Source organism: Buttiauxella gaviniae, from assembly GCF_040786275.1.
GTDB classification, from domain to species: Bacteria; Pseudomonadota; Gammaproteobacteria; order Enterobacterales; family Enterobacteriaceae; genus Buttiauxella; species Buttiauxella gaviniae_A.
In genome coordinates this window covers 2,483,653-2,504,654 of sequence record NZ_JBFMVT010000002.1, presented here as the reverse complement: position 1 = coordinate 2,504,654, position 21,002 = coordinate 2,483,653, and the positions used below count along the sequence as shown (strand labels likewise).

Annotated in this window: 20 protein-coding genes; 2 read left to right on the top strand and 18 right to left on the bottom strand. The window is 46.7% G+C overall.

Going from position 1 to position 21,002, the window contains the following annotated elements; genetic code table 11:
- Nucleotides 1-8: 8 nt before the first annotated feature.
- The 11 genes from AB1E22_RS12250 to AB1E22_RS12200 form a co-directional block, all read right to left on the bottom strand.
- On the bottom strand, nt 9-857 hold the full coding sequence (locus tag AB1E22_RS12250; protein ID WP_049097506.1) for a DUF4942 domain-containing protein: 849 nt from the start codon (nt 855-857) through the stop codon (nt 9-11).
- Between the two features lie 127 nt (nt 858-984).
- On the bottom strand, nt 985-1,476 hold the full coding sequence (locus tag AB1E22_RS12245) for a DUF5983 family protein (protein WP_048299778.1): 492 nt from the start codon (nt 1,474-1,476) through the stop codon (nt 985-987).
- On the bottom strand, nt 1,473-1,850 hold the full coding sequence (locus AB1E22_RS12240) for a TA system toxin CbtA family protein (RefSeq protein ID WP_367595565.1): 378 nt from the start codon (nt 1,848-1,850) through the stop codon (nt 1,473-1,475). Before AB1E22_RS12240 ends, AB1E22_RS12245 begins: the two co-directional genes overlap by 4 nt.
- Before the next feature lie 62 nt (nt 1,851-1,912).
- On the bottom strand, nt 1,913-2,272 hold the full coding sequence (locus AB1E22_RS12235) for a type IV toxin-antitoxin system YeeU family antitoxin (RefSeq protein ID WP_048299776.1): 360 nt from the start codon (nt 2,270-2,272) through the stop codon (nt 1,913-1,915).
- A gap of 22 nt (nt 2,273-2,294) precedes the next feature.
- Nucleotides 2,295-2,516, bottom strand: a complete 222-nt coding sequence (locus AB1E22_RS12230; RefSeq protein WP_043865896.1) for a DUF987 domain-containing protein — start codon at nt 2,514-2,516, stop codon at nt 2,295-2,297.
- Nucleotides 2,517-2,527: 11 nt separating this feature from the next.
- Nucleotides 2,528-3,007: a RadC family protein gene (gene radC / locus AB1E22_RS12225; RefSeq protein WP_043865897.1), complete on the bottom strand. Its 480-nt coding sequence runs from the start codon at nt 3,005-3,007 to the stop codon at nt 2,528-2,530.
- Nucleotides 3,008-3,018: 11 nt separating this feature from the next.
- Nucleotides 3,019-3,501 carry an antirestriction protein gene (locus tag AB1E22_RS12220; RefSeq protein ID WP_049097504.1) on the bottom strand — a complete coding sequence of 161 codons (483 nt, stop codon included), beginning with the start codon at nt 3,499-3,501 and terminating at the stop codon, nt 3,019-3,021.
- 185 nt (nt 3,502-3,686) lie between these two features.
- Nucleotides 3,687-4,505 (bottom strand): DUF932 domain-containing protein, encoded by an 819-nt coding sequence (locus tag AB1E22_RS12215; protein ID WP_198802596.1) that lies wholly within the window; start codon nt 4,503-4,505, stop codon nt 3,687-3,689.
- Between the two features lie 131 nt (nt 4,506-4,636).
- Entirely contained in the window at nt 4,637-4,888 is a 252-nt protein-coding gene (locus AB1E22_RS12210; protein WP_198802594.1) for a DUF905 family protein, read from the bottom strand.
- Nucleotides 4,888-5,556 carry an EcsC family protein gene (locus AB1E22_RS12205; RefSeq protein WP_048299772.1) on the bottom strand — a complete coding sequence of 223 codons (669 nt, stop codon included), beginning with the start codon at nt 5,554-5,556 and terminating at the stop codon, nt 4,888-4,890. Before AB1E22_RS12205 ends, AB1E22_RS12210 begins: the two co-directional genes overlap by 1 nt.
- A gap of 181 nt (nt 5,557-5,737) precedes the next feature.
- A complete protein-coding gene (locus tag AB1E22_RS12200; protein ID WP_233097513.1) occupies nt 5,738-6,919 on the bottom strand; it encodes a hypothetical protein in 1,182 nt (393 codons plus the stop codon).
- A 535-nt stretch (nt 6,920-7,454) separates the two neighbouring features.
- On the opposite strand from AB1E22_RS12200, the gene AB1E22_RS12195 reads away from it, so the two are divergent.
- Nucleotides 7,455-8,399: a glycosyltransferase gene (locus AB1E22_RS12195; RefSeq protein WP_043865901.1), complete on the top strand. Its 945-nt coding sequence runs from the start codon at nt 7,455-7,457 to the stop codon at nt 8,397-8,399.
- A 196-nt stretch (nt 8,400-8,595) separates the two neighbouring features.
- Here the strand turns inward: AB1E22_RS12195 and AB1E22_RS12190 are convergent, their stop codons facing one another.
- The 3 genes from AB1E22_RS12190 to AB1E22_RS12180 form a co-directional block, all read right to left on the bottom strand.
- Entirely contained in the window at nt 8,596-9,849 is a 1,254-nt protein-coding gene (locus AB1E22_RS12190; RefSeq protein WP_148677555.1) for a hypothetical protein, read from the bottom strand.
- 538 nt (nt 9,850-10,387) lie between these two features.
- Nucleotides 10,388-11,995 (bottom strand): YfjI family protein, encoded by a 1,608-nt coding sequence (locus AB1E22_RS12185; RefSeq protein ID WP_049097497.1) that lies wholly within the window; start codon nt 11,993-11,995, stop codon nt 10,388-10,390.
- A gap of 205 nt (nt 11,996-12,200) precedes the next feature.
- Entirely contained in the window at nt 12,201-12,491 is a 291-nt protein-coding gene (locus tag AB1E22_RS12180) for a helix-turn-helix transcriptional regulator (protein ID WP_226324415.1), read from the bottom strand.
- Between the two features lie 224 nt (nt 12,492-12,715).
- Here AB1E22_RS12180 and AB1E22_RS12175 point away from each other — a divergent pair, with 224 nt between their 5' ends.
- Nucleotides 12,716-13,579, top strand: a complete 864-nt coding sequence (locus AB1E22_RS12175) for a hypothetical protein (RefSeq protein ID WP_049097496.1) — start codon at nt 12,716-12,718, stop codon at nt 13,577-13,579.
- A gap of 65 nt (nt 13,580-13,644) precedes the next feature.
- Here the strand turns inward: AB1E22_RS12175 and AB1E22_RS12170 are convergent, their stop codons facing one another.
- The 4 genes from AB1E22_RS12170 to AB1E22_RS12155 form a co-directional block, all read right to left on the bottom strand.
- On the bottom strand, nt 13,645-15,252 hold the full coding sequence (locus AB1E22_RS12170; RefSeq protein ID WP_049097495.1) for a type I restriction-modification system subunit M: 1,608 nt from the start codon (nt 15,250-15,252) through the stop codon (nt 13,645-13,647).
- Nucleotides 15,249-16,421, bottom strand: coding sequence for an AAA family ATPase (locus AB1E22_RS12165; RefSeq protein ID WP_049097494.1), 1,173 nt, complete (start codon nt 16,419-16,421; stop codon nt 15,249-15,251). Before AB1E22_RS12165 ends, AB1E22_RS12170 begins: the two co-directional genes overlap by 4 nt.
- On the bottom strand, nt 16,418-17,701 hold the full coding sequence (locus tag AB1E22_RS12160) for a restriction endonuclease subunit S (RefSeq protein ID WP_367595564.1): 1,284 nt from the start codon (nt 17,699-17,701) through the stop codon (nt 16,418-16,420). Before AB1E22_RS12160 ends, AB1E22_RS12165 begins: the two co-directional genes overlap by 4 nt.
- A gap of 69 nt (nt 17,702-17,770) precedes the next feature.
- Nucleotides 17,771-20,743, bottom strand: coding sequence for a type I restriction endonuclease subunit R (locus AB1E22_RS12155; protein WP_049097491.1), 2,973 nt, complete (start codon nt 20,741-20,743; stop codon nt 17,771-17,773).
- Nucleotides 20,744-21,002: the final 259 nt, after the last annotated feature.

Below are 21,002 nucleotides of genomic sequence, written 5' to 3'. Positions count from 1 at the left end.
CAAAACCCTCAAGAACGGCTGCTTAACAAGCTTGGGTAGTGCCGGGCGATGATGTCATTCAACTTATCAACCAGCTCTGATCGTTTGAACGTGATGTGGGCCGTTCCCTTCTGATAGTACTTAATAGTAAACATCTCATCCTCATAACTGGTACTGTGCCTGTTCTCATGAATATGATCGCTGAGACGACGGGTGACATCAGCCCGGTTGTCGGGGACAGGTTTTCCATCGAGAAGCATCAGCATGCGCTCAAGGTCAGCCAGGCGATCACGCTGCCAGCCCCAGTTAAGACCAAATCCCCAACGGTCATATTTCACCAGCCCTGTCACGATGATTTTTTTCCCAAACTTACACGGGCTGTTGCTTTTGTAATCCCAGCTCAGCCCCTTAAACACGTTAATCACACCACGTTCAAATACTTCACTTTTATTCAGATGCAATTGTTTAAATGTGCTCAGAATATTTTCTTCATTGATAGCGGGAATATCGTCTTTCTCCAGGCTGTTGTACCACTGCTCACGAGCCTGAGCATCCATAATGGAAAGCATCCCTGAACGCTTCATTAAGTCACGCCATATATCGCGATCGAGATTGCGGGTAATGGCTTTCATTGCCGCTTCTCTTTTTTCCATCAACCAGCAGCCACAGCGAAAATCCTGCTTCATGGCCCAGTCAAGAGCGGTTTTACCGCCGATACTTCTGGTCAGCGTCGATATATCAGCAACTTGTTGTATCAGTGTCTCAATTTGTTTAAGTGCACTATTACGCCCGGTGATGATGCGCTCAATGCTGGTGGAGCAAATCACGTCGGTGTGATCGGTTAAAACTTCGGATTTGGTGATGGTGAGTTCTGACATAGTTTATATCCTTTCTATAAAGCAAAACGCCAGCCGGTGAGGGCTGGCGCTTATGCGTAAGGTGAATATCGGACTGCGATTATTCTGACTGGAGTATTGCAGAGACTGAATATGTCGGATCGAGGGCCTACCAGTCGAAAGTTGCAAAACCGGGCAACAGGTCGCCCGCTGCATCCAAATGCAGAATATCGATCCCGTAACGTTGTATGAGCGTAGTCACTAACCGACGGCTGTCTTTTGAAAGCCCGATTCGCTTTAGTTCCAGTACGGGATGTAAACGGGCATTCAGTCTGAGAATAAATCCGTAGCCGGTGTACAGTATCCAGTCGTTGTTGCCGCCGTCGTGGCGTTGAAGACTTATCTGGTCGAGAATAGCGTTATCCTCACTGGTAATGTGCCCGGTATTGCACTGGATCCCGTTCAGACGGGTGACAGGTAGTAGCGGATCTTCAACAATCAGCTTCCCGGGGGTATCAGCAATACGAAGCGAATAACCGTTGTCACAGACCACATTGATCAGGTCGGTCAGCTCAATCCCGTCGATATCGACGGCGATCCGACCCATATTGAGAGCCAGTACGTTGATGGCATCAGCTTCTACTGTCAGGGATAGTTTCATTGCTGCACCTCGCTACATTTGCCGCGAGTGATATCGGTAACCACTTTGTGGCCGTTGCGGGTCATTAATCCACAAGCCTTACGGGCATGGAGAATGTCAATACAACTAATAAGTGGAGACTGTGTATCTGCGTTGAAACCGTGACGATCGATACGGATTAGTTCATACTTTTCGACGATAAAATTGATGGCATCGCACAGCGAGATACCAGCCTCAATATGCTCCTGGATCACGCCATCGTTGCCTAATGGTGTATCTCTGAGCGTCAGACCGTAGTGGCTGTCCAGCAAGTGCGTCAGTAATATCTGCCAGACGGCGACAGGCGGCGGGCAGGACTCTGCCGCCCGTGCAGGGTGTATAGATTGGGTTTGCATGATGTTCTCTTTCTGAGGTGAAACGAGGAAGGTGGTGCCGAATGCTGTTGCAGGTCTGGTGATTATGCTGCTGGCGGTTCCCCCGGATAAATCGCGAGGTAGATATAACCACAACTGCCCAGTGTGTCCGCTTCGCAGATGAGACCATTGTGATACAGCGTGACGCAGTGCTGATGGCGGGGATTGAGTTCACCGGAAACCAGCATCAATTCAAGCTGTTTCAAAAGCAGCGGAAACGCCTGATCAAGATGGCGTAAATCCGCTTCGCTGAACGTGCCGGTGATGCTGGCGCGGTCGGCGAGATAGTGCAACTGGTTGCCTTCCTGCACCAGCCGTGCGCCAAAGCACGTCCTGACGGTAGGTTTAAGTCCCCACCAGGGTTCGGCACTATCATGGGTTGCTACATTTGTTGTGTTCTGCATTTAAGTAATCCTTAACTGTGCATTAATTCAGGGTAACGCTGCGCAATACGACATACGGGCCATGACGGTCCTGACGGCGTTCAGCAAAAACCGCCAGTACGCCGCTGATATCCTGAACCTCCCGACCCGCGTAATGGCAGATGCTGCCGCTCCACTTGTACTTTCCGGTACAGAAACGAAACAACCGGGCTTCAGGATGCTGGCGGTATATCGTCATTGCCTGACGTTTGGGGATTATTTTCATCACAGGTCTCCTTACAGCCAGCCACGTTCAGCGAGCGAGACGATTTCCATCCCGCCAACAACCAGGTGGTCCAGCAGGCGGATGTCCACCAAGTCCAGTGCCTGTTTAAGACGTTCTGTGATCCGTCTGTCCGCCTCGCTGGGCTCTGCGTGCCCTGACGGGTGGCAGTGCGCGACGAGCATGGCTGCAGCGTTATATTTCAGTGCCGCCTTCATCACCTCCCGTGGATGGACCTGCGTATGGTTGATGGTGCCGGTAAAGAGGGTTTCATGCGCAATCAGCCGGTGCTGGTTATCGAGGAAGAGCGCGGTAAACTCTTCACGCTCCAGTGTGGCAAGCTGCAGGCGCAGCCAGTCCCGGACGGCGTGGCTGGAGGTAAATGACGCTCCGGGTTCACGTAACTGACGCTCCAGCAGGGTTAGTGCCTCCCGGATGATGTGCTGTGCGGATGCCGGTAATCCGGCAGCAAACAGCGGTAGCTGTTGTTCCATAGTGTCTGACCTCAGTCGATGATGTGCATGATGGCGCTGCATTCCGCGTGGTTGAGCGCGTAATCCCGCAGACGGTAATAGTGTTCCGTCATGGCATCGCATCCGGTACGCATGGCGTGGTGGCTGTAAGTCATCAGACAGACGGCAATACCGGCGGCTTCGGCGCTGAGTTCACCACCGTTACCGTTCATGGTGTTGAACAGCGACCATTTTTCATCGGTATCCTCATTCGCCTCCGGGGCCATAAAAGCACCGCCGTTGCTTAGCATGTAAAACTGCCAGATACCCCCGCAGTAGTCCGCGCAGAAGCGGTCCATCCAGGCGAAGATATGTGGCTCAAGGATTATCCATTGTGGGATGTTACCAAAGTACTGCGGCCAGAATTCCACTCGTTGTTCATCCGGAACGAGTGTGGCGGCTAATACCGGTATGGAGTCATCACCGGTAGAGGGATACAACAGGTTGTTATCGTTAAGATGAATCATGTCCGTCATGGTTGTTTTCCTTTTGTCAGGGTCATCAGCGCACTCCCGATGAGCGGGAGCATGTGAGTCGTGTAATTGGGGGAGCAGATGTGCCGTGTTACCGGCGGGTGATATCAGCAAGCGGTACGTTCAGATGTGAGCGTGGGCAGAACTGTGCATAGCCATCGACATCTCTTTCGCTGGAGCGTGCCGCATCAGCTCAGCGCCTGCTGCAGTTCTTCCGCCATCACCCACAAGGCCCGGTTCAGTTTAAGGTCACCGTCGATACCGTTGACGGCGCGGGTGTGGCTGCGCTTACCCTGTGCCGAGCGTCCGGCCAATCCACCCTTGCTCAGGTTCTCCTGCAGGCGGTTAAAGACTGTCCAGAGGTCATTTTTCTCATCCTGCCAGCGACGGGGAGAGAGCGCCTGTGCTTCGGTTACCGGCTGATGCTCTTCGCCAAAGCGATACGTCAGCGCAGCCTTCGCCAGCGCCTGCTGCGCCAGTGGCGGGAGCAGCAGCGACTGCATGGCCTCGCGCTTTTCCTCCACCGGGTCAAACACCCCGAGGACTTCGTAAGCGCCTTCAATAACTCTCTCCACCACGTTGCCCCGGTGTGGTACGCGAATTTCGCCAAACGACTGCCCGCAAACCAGGGAATTGGTGCAGACGCTGCGGAATATGCCCGGCAGCAACTGAAAACTCGATGCACCATCATGGCTGTTGAGGATGATGATTTCCGGTACCTGCTGGCCGTTTATCTGCCCGGCGCGACGCAGGCGCAGCATATGCTTTGTATGCTCCCGGCGTCCGGGGTCACGTACACGCGACTGGCAGGCGAAGAAGGGCTGAAAACCTTCGCGCTGCAGGTTTTCGAGCAGGGTAATCGTGGGGATATAGGTGTACTTCTCGCTCCTGGAATTGTGCTTGTCTTCACCAAAGACGCTGGGAACATGCTGGTGTAATTCTTCGTGGGTCAGCGGACGGTCACGACGTATCTGGTTCGTGTGGCCAAAGCGGCTGGCTAATCGCATTATGTAAACTCCTTGATAATGGCATAAACGCAGACAGGCCATACCCCCGGAAGGAAGTATGGCCTGATTGTTTGCGTGGCTGTGAGGGGGTAATAGTGATAGCGGTGATTGTTGCCGTCGTGGGACGATCTTTAATTGTCGTCAGTAGCAGGGGCCATCGGGATACCGTAGCTGGCAATAAAGCGGTTGGGCATCACGCCAGCCTCCGGGACAAAATCCCAGTCCCACCAGATAAGCATGCCGTCGGTATCGTGGATAACCAGACGAAAATGGATACCCTGGTCATCCTCAAAGGTGACATTGGTGTACGTTGCAGCAATAGCTTCGGCCTCAGCGCGGCTGAGCCTCTTGTGCGGAAAAGTGGTAACCTCATGATTTCTCATTATTTCCGTTGCCCCGGATAAGGTGGAAGAAACGTGGTGCAGGCAATACGGCCAATCGTGCGGGTGGTGGTGACATCCACCGCCCCGCTGACCACACCGCCGGCCAGAGGCACCAGACGAATAAACTGGCCACTGGTGCGTACACCGGCACGGGCGGCCATCAGCACCAGGGTTTTCTCCACAATCCTCCGTGTGAAGGGGCGGGTCCAGTTGTCCATCGCCTGTAACGCCACTTCCTGCAACAGCGCTTTGGCAGCGTTACCGCATAGGCACAGCCCGGCGAGTGCCCGGATACGTTCGTCAGCCAGACTGCGTTTGCCGAGGCAGGCGATGGCTGCCACCAGTCGGGTCTGGAGAAACAGTACGCTGGTGATGTTCAGCGGCAGCGTGACGGGCATCGCCACCACCCCACCCACACCGGATAAAAAGCCGGTACTACCCGCCTTGACGCTTTCCCAGCGGATCATCGCGTGGGCGGCCTTTGTCACATCACCCTCAGCATCAGTGAGATAGCGTTCTGCCAGGGTTTCAGCCGACTCGATCCCGGCAATCCCACTGACGGCTTTGTCATAGAGCCAGCCCATCATGGCCTGAATACTGCGGGAGTTGTGTTTCTCTGCAGGCATCTCATCGTCATACTCAACGTCAATCTCATCGTTATTTTCCATTCGTTCTCCTGCTTAAACAGTGGATAAAAGAAAGGCCAGGGACATCGCTGTGATGAGCCTGGCTTGTGGGTTTGCTGTCAGAAGGTATAAAAAGAACAAGCCACGTCCCCTGTAGGGATGTGGCCTGCTGTGTGGGGTAGAGTCGTGGCAGGGGTATTCCTGCGGTTAATGACTTTTACAGTCAGTTCAGGATGAAGTGTTCACCCATTTTGTCGTTGTCAACGTGACTATCCTGGGGAAGCTGGCGGGTATCGAGCGTCAGATGGGTTTTGCATTCGTGAGCCGAAACCAGGTCGCCGTTTTTGTACACCCGAATACCCTGAAACTCTTCATGACCGGTGTCTTTACTCAGCAGAATGTAGTCGTATACCCCTTTGTTAAAGCGGATATAACTGGCAGAGCCCATTCCCAGCGGTGCGTGGTAGTGGAAGGCTTTCACGCCGAACAGCCCTTCCGTTAACTCCAGCTCGGGTTTATCGTTTTTATCCGAGTAGGTGTAGCGATAATCCTGTCCTGCGGCGGCAAAGACACCCACATTTTTCCCGTTATCCAGGGTACAGAACGCATTCACCGGGAGATCGACAGACTGCTGAGCTGTCTGCTTCTCTGGTTCTGTTATTTTTGGGGTAGTTTTCGACATACGATGTTGTGCCGCGAGGCGGCGGGCTTCATTTGCCGCTTCTGCCTCTTTTTGCGCCTGGCTACCCAGGCCATAAAGATTTTTACTGGTTCCGTCTCCATAGAACCCACCTTTTCCTGAACCTTCAGCAACGCCCGCTTTTGGATTGTAGTTGGCAGTTATTTCCGGATCAGCTTCGCGTGAATATGCCTGTTTTGATTGTTTATGCCATTGGCCGTTTTCATCCTGTTTGTAACCCATCTTTGCCATGTCCTGCTTGTATTCTGACTGAGGATCGAAATCAGCCACCTTCTGATTAATTACCGAGCTGCACGCGCTGGCAAAATCAGCAGTACTGAAGGTAAAAGAAGAACCAAACGTGCTCATGCTGACTTTTTTGTTTTCTTTCAATGAATTAATAACTGACTGAATATCACTGGTTGCCACGGTTGTCTGCACAGCTTGGTATTGGGACTGGCTGTTACACATCACGCTGGATGGATAAGACGTGTTATTAATCCTGAAATTACTCCCTGCAAGTTCGGTGGTGCCACGACCGCCGCACTGCGGCTTATTCTCAATAATACCGATCGTTGATGGCTTAACCCGTAGCAGAACCTGGCCGTCATCGCTGTACGACTGGCAGAAAGTACCATTGACGGTCCAGGCGGCAGAGGCATTAAACGCCGCCATGCTGAGCACAACCGCCAGCAAGGTTTTCTGATGTGGACGGTATTTTTTCATTCAATTTTCTCCTTTTTTATTACTGAACGGGAAACGGGCTTGTTTCCCTGAATGGTTTTACTTCCTGAACGTACTCATCACCCGCTAATCAGCGGGAAACCTTCATCCTGCCCTCTTCGCTGTTGATAACCCTTCCGGCCGTGGAAATGACCCGACCAAAACCTATGCCAGGGTGCGTGCAATCGGTAATATCATGATCGTTTTTATCGATCGATTTAATAAAATTGATCTGTATAATCAATTAATATTTTTGTAAAGACAACCCAATCACGGTGGCGAAAGGTTGTTAACACTATGTTTTTATTTGTTTTTGCTAAACCGTGGTTGAAGGTGGCTGGGTCAAAGGAATACAGGTGATGTAATGAAACGATGTGCAAGATGTAACAAGAGAAGGGGCATCATCAGCCGTCTGTTTGGGCTTGATAAGGAATTCTGCGACGAGTGCTTATTTGATACTGAGCAGGAAATCAGGGAGAAACACATCCTCCCCGTCAGGCGTCAGAAAGATGACAGCAAAGGGAAAGCGTAACCTGATATGCAGCCTAAAATTGATGTCAGCGTCATTATCCCGGTATTCAATGCGCAGGCCACTATCGGCCATCAGGTACATGGGCTCCTCAGCGAGCAAACACTCAGCATTGAGGTGATTGTTGTGGATGATGGCTCTACCGACGAAACGTCGACCATACTGAGCGCCATCACCGACGAGCGGCTGATTCTTGTTCATCAGGAAAATCAGGGTGTATATGCTGCAAGAAATGCCGCTCTGGCAGTACACCGGGGTGAATGGGTGGTTTTTCTGGATGCGGATGACCGGATTGAAGACGGTTTTCTCCGGGAGAGACTGAAAAGCGCACGAGCGGCCCAGGCTGATGTTGCCCTTTTCAATGGCTGGTACACCGACAGCAGTTGCCTGCAACGGCGACCGGTTCATCGTAAGCAGCCCTATGCTCAGGCACTCAACGGGCATGCGTGGATACAGCATTGCGTGGCGCAGAAAGAATGGCCGCATTACCTGTGGCTGCAGATGGTACGCTCGTCCTACATCAGGAAGAATAATCTGCGTTTTCAGGAGGGTAAAAGCCACAAGGACATCCTCTGGACGATTAACCTGGCCGCTGCAAACGGCCTGTTTTATTTCGCTGACAGAAAAGACTATTTCTACATCACGAACCCGGCATCGATTACCCACCGACAGGACTACTACGATATCCGTGCACATAGCTACATTGACGTTATCAGCGACATTCTCGCTCTTTCATCCCTGCCGCAACACAATGAGATAAGGAAGCCTCTGAGAAGGCATGCGCTGGTTGAGTGTCGCCATTTTCTCGGGTTGTTCCGGCGTAAGATTGCCAACCGGCAGGCAGCCCGACAGCTGTTCAGGCAGAGAATCGCGTTGCGTCAGTTGATTGCAGGGGTCAGCAGTCTGAGCGACCTCTTTTTTGTGCTGAAACTTGTGAGAAAGATTTACCTGTAGCCAGTGAGGTTACGCAGCGGCGAATCTCGCGAGATAGATGCAACAGAGAATTGCCGCATAAAACTAAAAAACCCGGAACGCTACATCAGTAACGAACCGGGTAAGTCATGCAGGAAGTGGTTTATTCACCGTTGCAGAATAGATTCCTGATCTATTCAAATAAGTAATATAGCCGCAAAAATATCTGGAATATCCTTCACTCAAAAGTAAGATCTTCCCCCATAAGACGCCATAAATCGACGGGTTCCTTCTTCTGTGGTAGTACATAAAAAAAGGTGGTGGAAGAATGTTTGATGCCAGTGGAATAGCGATAACACACAACTTCATCGTCGGCATCGCCAGGCGCGATTATCTCCTGTGAGTAGAAGCCATTGTAGAACGCCACCACAGCCTCTCTGCTGTCTATCTCAACACTGAAGTAGCGACGAAGATACTTACGCAATAAGCGGTACATCAGACCGATACACTGCTTGTGTGGCTCGCGTAATGACGAGGTGACATCAAAGCATTTATTAAAAACACGGCATAAAAGCGCCATGACGCGATCGGGATCGCCAGATAGCACCGCATGGAACCCCACAATCGCCAGTAGCTCCAGATACAAAGGATATTCAGGGAACAGCTGCCGGATCTCCCCCAGGCATTCTGAAATTCTGTGATGTCCAAGACGCCACAATTCCCCATGAAGCAGCGTGAACAAGGGAAGTTGTTGCTCAATACCACCAAACTCAATCTTTCTGGGAACATTACCATGAAAGCGTCTGACAGGTGTGACTCGGCTCAATTCTTCGTTAACCGTTAAGACGCCATACCGCTCTACCAGTCCATCATACAAACTTCCGTTAAATGGAATACATTCACCTGCTGATTTGATACCGTCGAAACCATGGCCCTGATAAGGTATTACATCTCTGTTTCTGCGGTTTATTAATTCAGGAGCTATAATCAAATTACCTGCTATGTTTGCACCTCCTTTCCCATTTGGATACATATGACATATTTCAATACACAGCAACGCCACAAGCTTCATTTTTTCCTGTCCCCACTCGTAAGTAAGAATGGTATAGCTTCGCTGATGACGGGCTTTTATCTGATATAGCTGGTGAAAATCCACCACATCCCCTGGTCCAGTAATAGATCCTAATACCAGTGGATTACGTGTATAGGTACTATTAATGTGCTTCCAGTATGATGAATTCAGAATACTTACGGTATTGTTGGTATTAATTTTACGTGAACCTTTCTGACGGCATGCTGCACTACAATACTTTTCATTTCTTGTCTCTGCCAGAGAATCACCGCAACACTGGCACATACTTAATAACTTCACCTCCTGATTTTGTTGATTAAATAAAAATGTCTGATAATGCTTCTCACAAAGGCCTGCATTACCAGCTTCTGTTCGTCTGAGTATTTCCTTTTTACAATTACTCCGATCACATTGTGTCATGATAATATTGTTGATGGTTATGATCTATAAATAGAATAGATAGTGATGATGAATGATGAATGATGAATGATGAATGATGAATGATGAATAGTAATAAGATAATGTATAATGGGTTAAATGAGACAGAAGACACCTAGAGACTATCTCACTAACCCACCCTCAATACTCACTTATTATGAATCGTATATCTCCTCCTCTGACAGGTATTTTGATGAAGCCCTTCGATCACACATAGTGATCCCATGGTGACTATGAAGGGCATTCCTGAATGCTGATTTCGTGACTAATCATTCAATGGCGAGGTCTTTGCCTCTTATGCCATATCACCTCCCAAATGGCTTCATCGCTCAATTTTTAACCGCAAACAAAAATCCCAAGCATAACCACAGCCGCGATTCTGCGAAAATTCGCAAGAATCAGGGCATATAGGTTCATGGCAGATTACATATTGATGGAAAAACACTCAATCACCTTGGGAAGCACCAACATACGGAATGAATAAATAATCATATCGAACATCCAATAACGATCACCGATTTCACCAAGTGAACGTCAAATTTGGCAAGTTCAGAGACACCCTTTCAGGTGCATAATCGGGCTCAAGACATCTGATTCCATGAGGGAATAAGTCTAGCCGTACACGTGGATCCTGAAAAACGCCGAGTGAATTAGCCAGAATGATATAAACAGGGCCTCCTGTGTAATTCTGAATCAAATAAATTCTCTTTTGCCATGCCAGTTGATCCAGTATGGGTTCCAGTTTACTGGCAAGTCGGAGATTATTATCCTTATGCTTTGGCCCCAGACGCATAATTTCTGACTTGGAGATTATAGCAACTCCTTCTATCATCATTTTGTTGTGGATCCAGTGGTACACTTCCAGTACATCTTTTTCAAAAAGGAAAAAATGCGAGTTTTTATAAAATACATTACAAGCCTGTTGCATATACCAATCAATGATCCGCTGAGCACATTCAATTGCTGAAAGCGATATCTCATTTCCTGGTCGCTCATCAAAGTAGTGAAGAATTGCCGCCAGCCGTAATACGTTAGCACCAGATTTAAGTGCAATATCCTTAATATGCTCCCATGGGCCTCCTTCAATTATTTTTTGCTTCATTTCGGCGCGTTTCTCGCCCATGAATGCAATAGCTTGAGGCGACAGAATAAGTTGTTGCTTATCAGTGCTGCCATTATAAAATCGTTGCTTTGCCTGTTTTAATAGCTCCTGAACTCTGTTATCAAATTCTTCAAGGGCGCGATTCATATGACTAAAATCGCCATCCTGATATTTACATTCTCCATCTACTTTGACTGCCAGAAAACGGGCAAGGAAACCGCTCCCTCTTCCTGTTGCCTGGTTCCTGGTGATATATTCATCAAAAATATCGGGCTGAACCATCAGGCAAAACATCAGGCGAAGATTGATTTCACAATCCACTCCGTCACGTTGATATGAATATGGAGCACCATCCCATCCGAGGTTAAATATACCCGGATCGTTTTTAGCCCTAGATTTGAAAAATGTCACCGCTTCTTCAGAGAAAATACCAGCATCAGGATTATCTCCGAGGCTTTTGATAAGCTCACCGTTAGATATATCCTGATATAAAAACTTAAACCGGACAGGTTTCTTCGGTTTATTCTTAAGATGTTCCTCCATAGCCGCTTCTGCATCTTCACGACCGTAGTTGCTGGACGTCGCCTGCCGTAGGTTTCGGGCCAAGGCCTTTTTATTTTCCTCCCACAGGCTTGTATCGGCCTGAAATTGGTTCAATAGATTTTTATATTCATCATTCACCACTGATGAAAAATCATGAAAGACCTGCATGACTGCTCTCAACACCGTAGACTTTCCACTACCGGACCCTGCAACAACCAGAAAATTGAGCACGGCGGGCTCAGGGATCTTTGTATGTACAGGTATCACTTCAATCAGCGGGAGGCAGGCAAGAGAAGCAGCAGCCAAAAATGAACTGGCAGCAATCTCTACAGAGACTTTTTTATTTACGCTCGTAGCGATGATTGCATTGCTGATTTTTGTGGGAAGAGACTTTATTGGAAATGATCGTGTTTCAGAGGCGATTACAGACAGATTTTGTTGATCAGGAGTCCCCCCCTGATAATTCTGCAAGGGCAGATTCATGATAATGGTTCCTTATTGTTAAAGAGCATAAGACATATACCAGCTGATGAACAGCAGGTATAGCTGTTCCCCTCACGGGGTTAATGTGATAAATATGCTGGTACAGATAACTTATTTTTCAATTACAGGCGTGCGTATTTTCTCGTACTTTAGATAATCCCATTAATACAAATCGTTTCAGTAAGCGATATTGCAGTCCAGATTACTAGCGATTTGTGTCCCGCTCATTTAACCATGCTTCATAGTCACTTTTTCTCCAGCGACTTGAGCGACCAATTTTCAGCGGTCGGGGAAACATACCTCTGGAAATAAGGGAATAGTAATGCTTGTCACTAAGACCGCTATGAGCAGTAATGTCTTTCATGCTGAGCAGAATGTCATCGCCCATTGCAAAGCGGGTCCGTTTTTCAACATCTTGTGGAAGTGGGGTTTCAGTTTGTATGTTCTCATGCCGGTTTTCGTAAACCGGATATTCAGCTTGTGGCGGGTTGGTCATTGTGGGTTCCTCATGGTTGATAGCGGGAGCACTGTGCTCCGGAACCAAGAGTACAAAAGCGAAAACGGGTGGGTAAACGGTAGCAGTCAATTTAATTTTTCATTCGTTTTTCGCTTTTTTTCCCCACCATCCCACTCTGGTACCGACTCTTGACGAAGATCCTGGCATGGCTGTAACGTGATCTTTAATCAAACCCATCGAACCCGACCACAGGCTGAAGGGATATGCAAAAAAAGATACTGTTCAGAAATAAAAAAGGAATCGAACCTGCTGATTTTTTCATTGACCATTTCCGCAACATTTATCTGTCTCCCCCGGTTAACCTGGAGGGGGAATCGCTATGGGAAATCTGGGATGGACTGACCCGCGTTGAGAAACGTTTTATACATCATCTGGAGCGGGCATATACCGTCTGGCGTGCTGCGAGTCTGTCCTGGTTTCAGGATGGCCTCATTTCTCCGGATGAAATAACGGAACTACAGTTATGGGTTGTGCAGGAGAAACCCGATTTCAGCCTGTTTCTGGAAAGATTAGACACGCATTTTGCCACTGAGCAGAAGATCGTCGAGGGGCTCAATCGGATACACGCCATATTTGGCGAACCGTTGTATCTTAATGCCTTCGAGTCTGCCTGTTATTTTTTTCTTCTTGCCCGCCATTGCTTTACGCCAAAAAATTCGTACGCGTATTACAATGCTCTAATCAAAGCAAACGAGCTTTATGGTCAATTCAGGGGCTGGGCTGAAATAGCGCAGAGTGAAAGTCACCGGTTGATGAGAAAGGAACAATCAAGTCAGGGAGGTAAGAACACCGTTCAGAAAAGTGGAGCCGCACTTATTAGAAATGAGCTTATCAGAATACTGACAGAGAAAGTAGAGAACGGCGAAACGTTTACCAGTAAAGTTACATTATCCGAAGCTCTCGCACCGGCACTTTATGCCTTTATAATTGAAAACGAGTGCAGGATAGCCATTAAATCCAGAGTCAGTTCTGCTGAAGAATTATCTTACCGGATCCATGACTGGTCAAAACGTAATACTCCACCATACGATCAGATTTATTCACTTGCTGGAGAGCTGATCTGTTAAAGAGATATGCTCTTATCTTAAAAGATAAGAGCATTGTTCTATGATAGAAAACAAAATCAAATAACCTAAGGTAAAAGAGGCAACCCTAGTTCCTTTAGAAATTCGTTATGTTTCTGAGTTGCTGATTTTATCTGATTCTCCAGCGAAATAAGCTCATCATATACTAAAGCAAGGTTGACTTCTGCTTCAGCCTTTGTCGTACTTACATAACGTGAAATATTCAGATTAAATTCATTCTTCTCAATCTCTTTCATGCTAACGCGACGCGCATAGCGAGGTTCCTCTTTACGGAACTTATAAGTATCGATAATTTTATTAATATGATCAGACGAAAGCTGGTTCTGTCGTTTACCTGGTTCGTAGTGATCAGCGGCGTTGATGAATAATATATCATCTGGCTTTTTGCATTTTTTCAGCACCAGAATACATACAGGGATTCCTGTAGAAAAGAACAGATTCGCAGGTAGGCCAATTATTGTATCGATATGACCATCCTTAAGCAGCTTCGTACGGATGCGTGCTTCAGCGCCACCACGGAAAAGTACGCCATGAGGAAGGATAATTGCCATTACCCCATCTTCTTTTAAAAAATGGAAGCCATGTAGAAGGAAGGCAAAATCAGCAGCAGATTTAGGTGCCAAGCCATAATTTTTAAAGCGTGCGTCATCGGCTAATGTTTCTGCCGGTTCCCAACGATAGCTGAATGGAGGGTTAGCCACCACGGCATCAAACCGGGGTATTTTAGCCGGATTGGTCTCGCGTAGCATGTCCCAATCATTTAGCAAAGTATCACCGTGAAAAATATCAAACTCTGAATCTTTCACCCCGTGCAGCAGCATGTTCATGCGTGCCAGGTTGTAGGTGGTGATGTTTTTCTCTTGTCCGTAAATCTTGCCTATGCCGTGTGGGCCCATCAGGCGACGCACGTTGAGCAACAGTGAGCCAGAGCCGCAGGCAAAGTCGAAAACGCTATCCAGATGCGAGCGCTTGCCTGTAGCTGGCTCCTGGCTGTCCAGAGTGACGATGGCTGACAGAATATCTGAAATACGCTGCGGAGTGTAGAACTCGCCGGCTTTCTTACCTGACCCAGCTGCAAATTGACCAATCAGATACTCGTAAGCATCACCTAATGCGTCGCTGTCTGTAGAGAACTGTTTCAGCCCTTCAGCAATCTCTTTAATTATCTTGCAAAGACGGTCATTTCTTTCACTGTATGTTTTGCCTAGTTTTTCTGAGGCAAGATTGATTTCTGAGAACAATCCCCGGAAAACACTGGCGAAAGATTCTTCCTCAATGTACTTAAAGCCCGCCTGTAATGTATTAAGCAGTTTCACATGTTGGGTTCGTGCCATCTCAGCTATACCCGCCCAAAGATACTGAGGCTCGATTACGTAATGCACTTTACGGCGCATCAGTTTTTCAAACTCAGGAATATCCTGCTTATTTTGCTCATACCACAAGGTCAGCGGCGAATGATATTCCTCTTCTTTCAGTTTAGGGTAATCTACTCCTAGTTCTTTTTGAGCAGCAGCTTCGTAATTATCCGAAAGATACCGCAGGAATAAAAATGCCAGCATATAGTCGCGGAAATCATCCGCATTCATAGCACCACGTAATTGATCGGCTATATTCCAGAGTGTTTTGCCCAGTTTTTGTTTGTCAAACTCAGTCATAATTTTTCTTCACCTTCCTCAATCGGCTGAGGAAATAAATCAGGATTAAATGGATAGCGCTGCAGAAAATCATTCAAAATTTTTCTGAAATATGCTTTATTCTCGTCTAGCATAGGCTGAGGCTCAAACAGCGAATAGTTCCCATGGCTCAGAATATTGATGAGCCTCGAATGTAAAATTCTTTCTGGATCATCAGCATCCTGCGCAATGCAGGATGAGAAGTTTGAGAAGCCATGGAAACTGGCTGATTTTTCCAGAACTGAACGCAACATATTGAAATGATAGGTATAAAGCTCACCTGATTGCTCTGCCTTATACAACTCGGTGAGTATCGCGACATGATGAAAGAACGGCGTTGCACCTGTATAAGTCAGGGAATAACTACCATCAGCCCTAGATCTTGATAAAAAATAGGCTGCGACCTTTTTGGATTTGCGAGCATCAAGTTCATTATGCATGACATTGAAAAATAATGGATGATGTGACGAGATCACAACTTTCAATGGATTATCAGATTTGTTCAGTAATTGCGCCAGATGGCTACCAACTGTGATGGCGTTATGCTCATCTAGTGAAGATATAGGATCGTCGATGTACACATACTTTACCCACTGGTAAGCATCAGCCCCATCAAGCGCTAATTGTACAATAGCTATGAAGAAACACCAAATGAAAATATTTTCTTCGCCTCGAGAAACTTTTATATTATCAATGAGTTGCCCATCAACTGTGCGTGAGAAGCGTATTGCCCATTCTTCGGTATCAATGCGAAAGTCAAAATCAGTGTAACGCTGTAACAATGGCCTTATACGGTTATCCATTTCCAACTCAAAAAGACCCTGAAAAAATCGCGAATCCCTATTGAGCATCAAGCGTCGATCCGCATCACCTTCCAGATCATTGTTCCAGTGAAACATATCTTCGGTGAACGCATTGAAATATAGGGTATCACCAATCGTTTCGGTTATTGTGAGTGGCTGGCCTACATGATCACCAGCCGAAAAAGGACGGTGAATTGTTTTTTTACCTGCATCTTTGAACGCCATAGACAGTCTTGTCTTCCCTGTGCCGTTATATGCGTAGAGTAGAATGACTTTCATCGTCTCTAGTTTGGTGCGCAACTGGTCGGCCAACACTGAAAGATCGGCAAAGGTTTGCTTTGGTTTCATGCTGATATCCTATCAAACACGGGGAAAAGCTGCTGCATCAAGCCTTTTTTGTGGGTTTTCAGAATGTCTATTTGCTTTTTTATTGCGCTCAGTTGTTCATCAAGCGTAGAGAGGAAACCGACGATCATTTGTTGCTCATCAATAGATGGCAAATAAAACGGTAATGATTCGAAAAATGACACAGGAACACGTCGCTGCCCGGCATTCCCTATCATGCTTCTAGCTCCAACAGTCCGAACTTCATCTCGATACAATTGCAAAAATAAGAACTCTGGCAAGCAAGATTTGGAAGCCCGAAATACATGAAATTCCGTACTGCCGAAACCCAGTCCATTTTTCAAACCTCTCGCAATCGCAGCCTTTCCATTTTCAAAGCAAGGCGTTATTTTTGCAATAATTACATCATTTTCAGCAAAAGCGGTATAACCTTTTTTGACATCTGCGTACGCTCGAATCTCTGGATTTGTTATCCGGCCATCTTCAGAAACGGAAGCCATTGGGATAAAGCTAACCAACTCATTATCTTGCCGGCTAGCTTTAGAAGGATTGACTTCGCATATTTCAGCCACAACCACCGTATTCCACTTTTCACTTTCACGAAACTTAGGAAACCGCAACCGTGGCACAGCTTCACCTTCACGAGGAAAAATCTGTTGCAACACGCCTTTTTTATATTTCTTCAACGCATCCAGTTTCTGGGCTTCTGCTGTGAGTAGGTCATCCAAAGAAGACAGACAGTCAGCGATTTTTTCTTGCTCTTTCGGCGTAGAGACAGGAAGTGGTAGTTCCATAAAAGCATTATTACTGATGCTCATTCGGTCATGGCGCGCCCCTGTACTTGAAACTTGGCGCATATATTGATGCCAATGTGTTGACTTGAAGTAATGAGCGTAAAAATCATTTTCTCTATTATTAAACTTGAAAACCGTATACAACGGCGACATCACCCCTAATCCGATTTTATTTTTTGAAATCGGTCCAACAGGAGCCATCGTTGAGATACGTGGGTTATAAACATAGCTTCCTTCTTCTACAACATAATACCCTTGGAGATTGCCTTGGTTAGCAATGTCTTTTTCGAAAAAATCACGCTGATCAATCACCCCAAACTCTGCTGAGTTTGTTAAGACCCGGGTTATTTTACGATCCACATTTTTACGTGTTGAGCGCTGAGCCAGTTGACTCAATGGCTTAAATTCCCATGGACCTGAGGCTTTAAATGATTGAAAGCGCAAGCTAGGAACAAATTGCTTAACATCGCCATTCATTTTTTTATTCATAAAATCAATCACTTATTAAAATTTACATATCGCTTAATGTGCAGATAACCCATGTCCAACCTGCTTTCATTATCGGTCTTCTTCATAGGCTGATAGTCCCGTGATCTCACGCCCTTGTGCTAGTTTGTGCAGAAACGGTGCTAGCTCCTCCATAAGCGCCAGTTCTTTCTGCGTGCGCGCTTTCCAGCCTAGATTCAGCGGAGACATTAATTCAGAAAGGCGTTCGCCATCAAAGATACGGCGACGCAGAATTTCATCAACAAAAACCTGTAAGGCATCAGGTGCGAGTTCATGTCGGGTTGCGATGTCAGTGACTTCTTTCGCCTTTTTTTCTGCTTTGAAGTGTGCAAAACCCGTTCGAATCTGTTTTTCGTTTAATGCTTCATTTACCGGCAGACCACGGATGTACTCAGCAATATCTTCACGCTCATCAATAAACTTGGCATCAGACTGAATTAGGCCAATGAGTTCTTCGCGGTTCAGAGTGAGTTTTCCTGGTTTCTGTTGAGTCAGGTTAGCAATAAGACCCATGATAAAATCGTAATCAATAACCGCAGAAGCAAAGAGCACAAACTCAAAATCAAGTTGTTGTACTTCTGGAATTGACTGATCTTTATCTTGTTTTTCCTTCAGGCGCTTAGCTGTTTCCAGATAGACACCCTTGAATCCTTGCAATTGATCTGACGGTACTATGCTCTCAATCTGCTGCTTCTGCTCTTCAGAAAGATCGGTATATTGGTCAAGCTGAGTTTTGAGTCTCTGAACATCCTTGAACAGGTTTACGAATTGCGCTCTGGCGACATCACCTTTAAGGTTGGCTACTTCTTCCGGTGCATTAGTCAATCCCTGTGATTGCATAAAATCGGCCAGCTTTCGCGTGGCATTTTGTAGGTTATCAATCACTTTAGGTGCGGCATCTACCAGCCATATCTCACGCGGGTTATCTATTTGCTCACCAGAAAAGAGAGCAATGGCTCCTTCTACCGATTTCTGTTGCTGACGAAAATCAAGAATATTACCGTATGGCTTGGTATCGTTGAGAACACGGTTAGTTCGTGAAAATGCCTGAATTAAACCATGGTGTTTGAGATTTTTGTCCACGTACAATGTATTAAGGTATTTGGAGTCAAAACCTGTAAGTAGCATGTCTACTACGATGGTGATGTCAATTTTTTGCGCAGCAGATAAATCTGTGTTGGGATACTGCTGATCCTTGATGCGCTTTTGTACGTCCTGATAGTAAGAATCAAATTCGCTTATACGATGATTGGTCCCGAAACGGGCATTATATTCGGCAATGATACGAGTAAGTGCAGCTTTCTTACCTTCAGGATCTTGCTGGTTATCTTCTTTCTCCTGCGGCAGATCTTCCTGTATCTGCTGAACGTCTTTGTTACCTTCAGAAGGTGGTGAAAACACGCATGCTATGTTCAGTGCTCTAAATTCAGCATCTTTTTCTGCATTTTGTATCTGAATGCTCGAAAATAACTCAAAATATTCGATAGCGTCGTTGATGCTGGCTGTCGCCAGAACAGCGTTAAATTTGCGTCCGTTGGTAGCAGAATCATGCTTGGAAAGAATGGTTTCGATAACCTTAGATTTAGCTATCCCTTCACCGGGCTTCGGTGGATTCTTTCCTTCGGGTTTGAAATAATCTATATGAAAGCGTAAGACGTTGCGATCTTCGATAGCATGAGTGATAGTGTACTGGTGCAGACACCGATCAAATAAGTCTTTAGTGGTACGTAGGCTGGCTTGCTGGCCTTCAATTTGCTGATAGCTAGCATTCGCCTCAAAGATGGGCGTCCCTGTGAAGCCAAAAAGCTGAGCGTTGGGGAAAAATTCTTTTATAGCCTTGTGATTTTCGCCAAATTGCGAGCGATGGCATTCATCAAAGATAAACACGATACGGGCGTCTCGCAACGGCTCCAAGCGCTCTTTGTAGCTACGTTTATTTGTGCCGTCCAGCGCCAGACCCAACTTCTGGATAGTAGTAACAATAACCTTATCAGCATAGTCGTCGGACAAAAGTCGGCGCACCAGTGTTTCTGTGTTAGTGTTCTCTTCTACGCAGCCTTCCTGAAAACGGTTAAATTCTTCCCGGGTCTGTCGGTCCAAGTCTTTACGATCCACTACGAAAAGGCATTTTTCGATGTCTGGATTGTCCTTGAGCAAAGTAGATGCTTTGAAAGATGTCAGCGTCTTACCTGAACCAGTGGTATGCCAGATGTAGCCGTTTCCACAGTTCTGATGAATACACTCGACGATAGCCTTGACCGCATAGATTTGGTACGGGCGCATCATCAATAGCTTCTGTTCACTGGCAACTAAAACCATAAAACGGCTAATCATCTGCCCCAATGTACACTTGGCCAAGAACTTATCAGCGAATCTGTCTAGCAGGGTAATTTTTTTGTTATCTTCACTAGCGAACTGGTAGACAGGCAAAAAGCGTTCATCTGCATTAAAGCTAAAATGTCGTGCATTATTGTTTGCGAAGTACCAAGTATCAGAACGGTTGCTGACGATGAAGAGCTGAATGAAACACAGCAGTGTCTTTCCGTAACCATTGCCAGGATCGGTTTTGTAATCCACGATTTGCTGCATAGCTCGGCGTGGGCTAACGGACAGTGTTTTAAGCTCGATCTGCACCACTGGTACACCGTTTATGAGTAGCATTACATCATAGCGATGATGGCTATTCTCGGTGTTAATGCGCAACTGATTAACGACCTCGAAGTCGTTCTTACACCAGTCATTAATGTTAACCAAGCTGTAGTTTAGCGGTGTTCCATCATCTCGCTCGAAGCTGTTGATATTGCGTAATGTCTGAGCAGCATTGTACACGTCAGGTGTAATGATAGAATCGAGTAAACGCTGGAACTCACTATCGGTCAGATGAACTCTATTGAGAGCCTCAAACTTCGCCCGGAAATTTTTTTCGAGGGATGCACGATCACGAATGTCGGGTCGAAGTGTATATTTTAACTCAGCCAGCTTGGCAAGAAGGTCCAACTCAATTTGGTTTTCAGTCGTACTCATAAGTGAATTCCTCACCTCAATATCAATTTGCTCTTGTGCTTGACTAAGCTGCTGCTTTCGTTGAATGAGGCATTAAAACGTGAGCTATTCGGCAGTTTGATTTTTAGATTGGTCCGACGTTAGTCCGTGCGTCTTCGCATAATCCACAATCAAAATCTCAATCATTGAAGCGACAGAGCGACGCTCACGATCAGCTGCTAGGCGAAGAAGCTGTTTAATATCGGCAGACGTGCGTATAGAAAGTGTTTCGTCTTTAAGG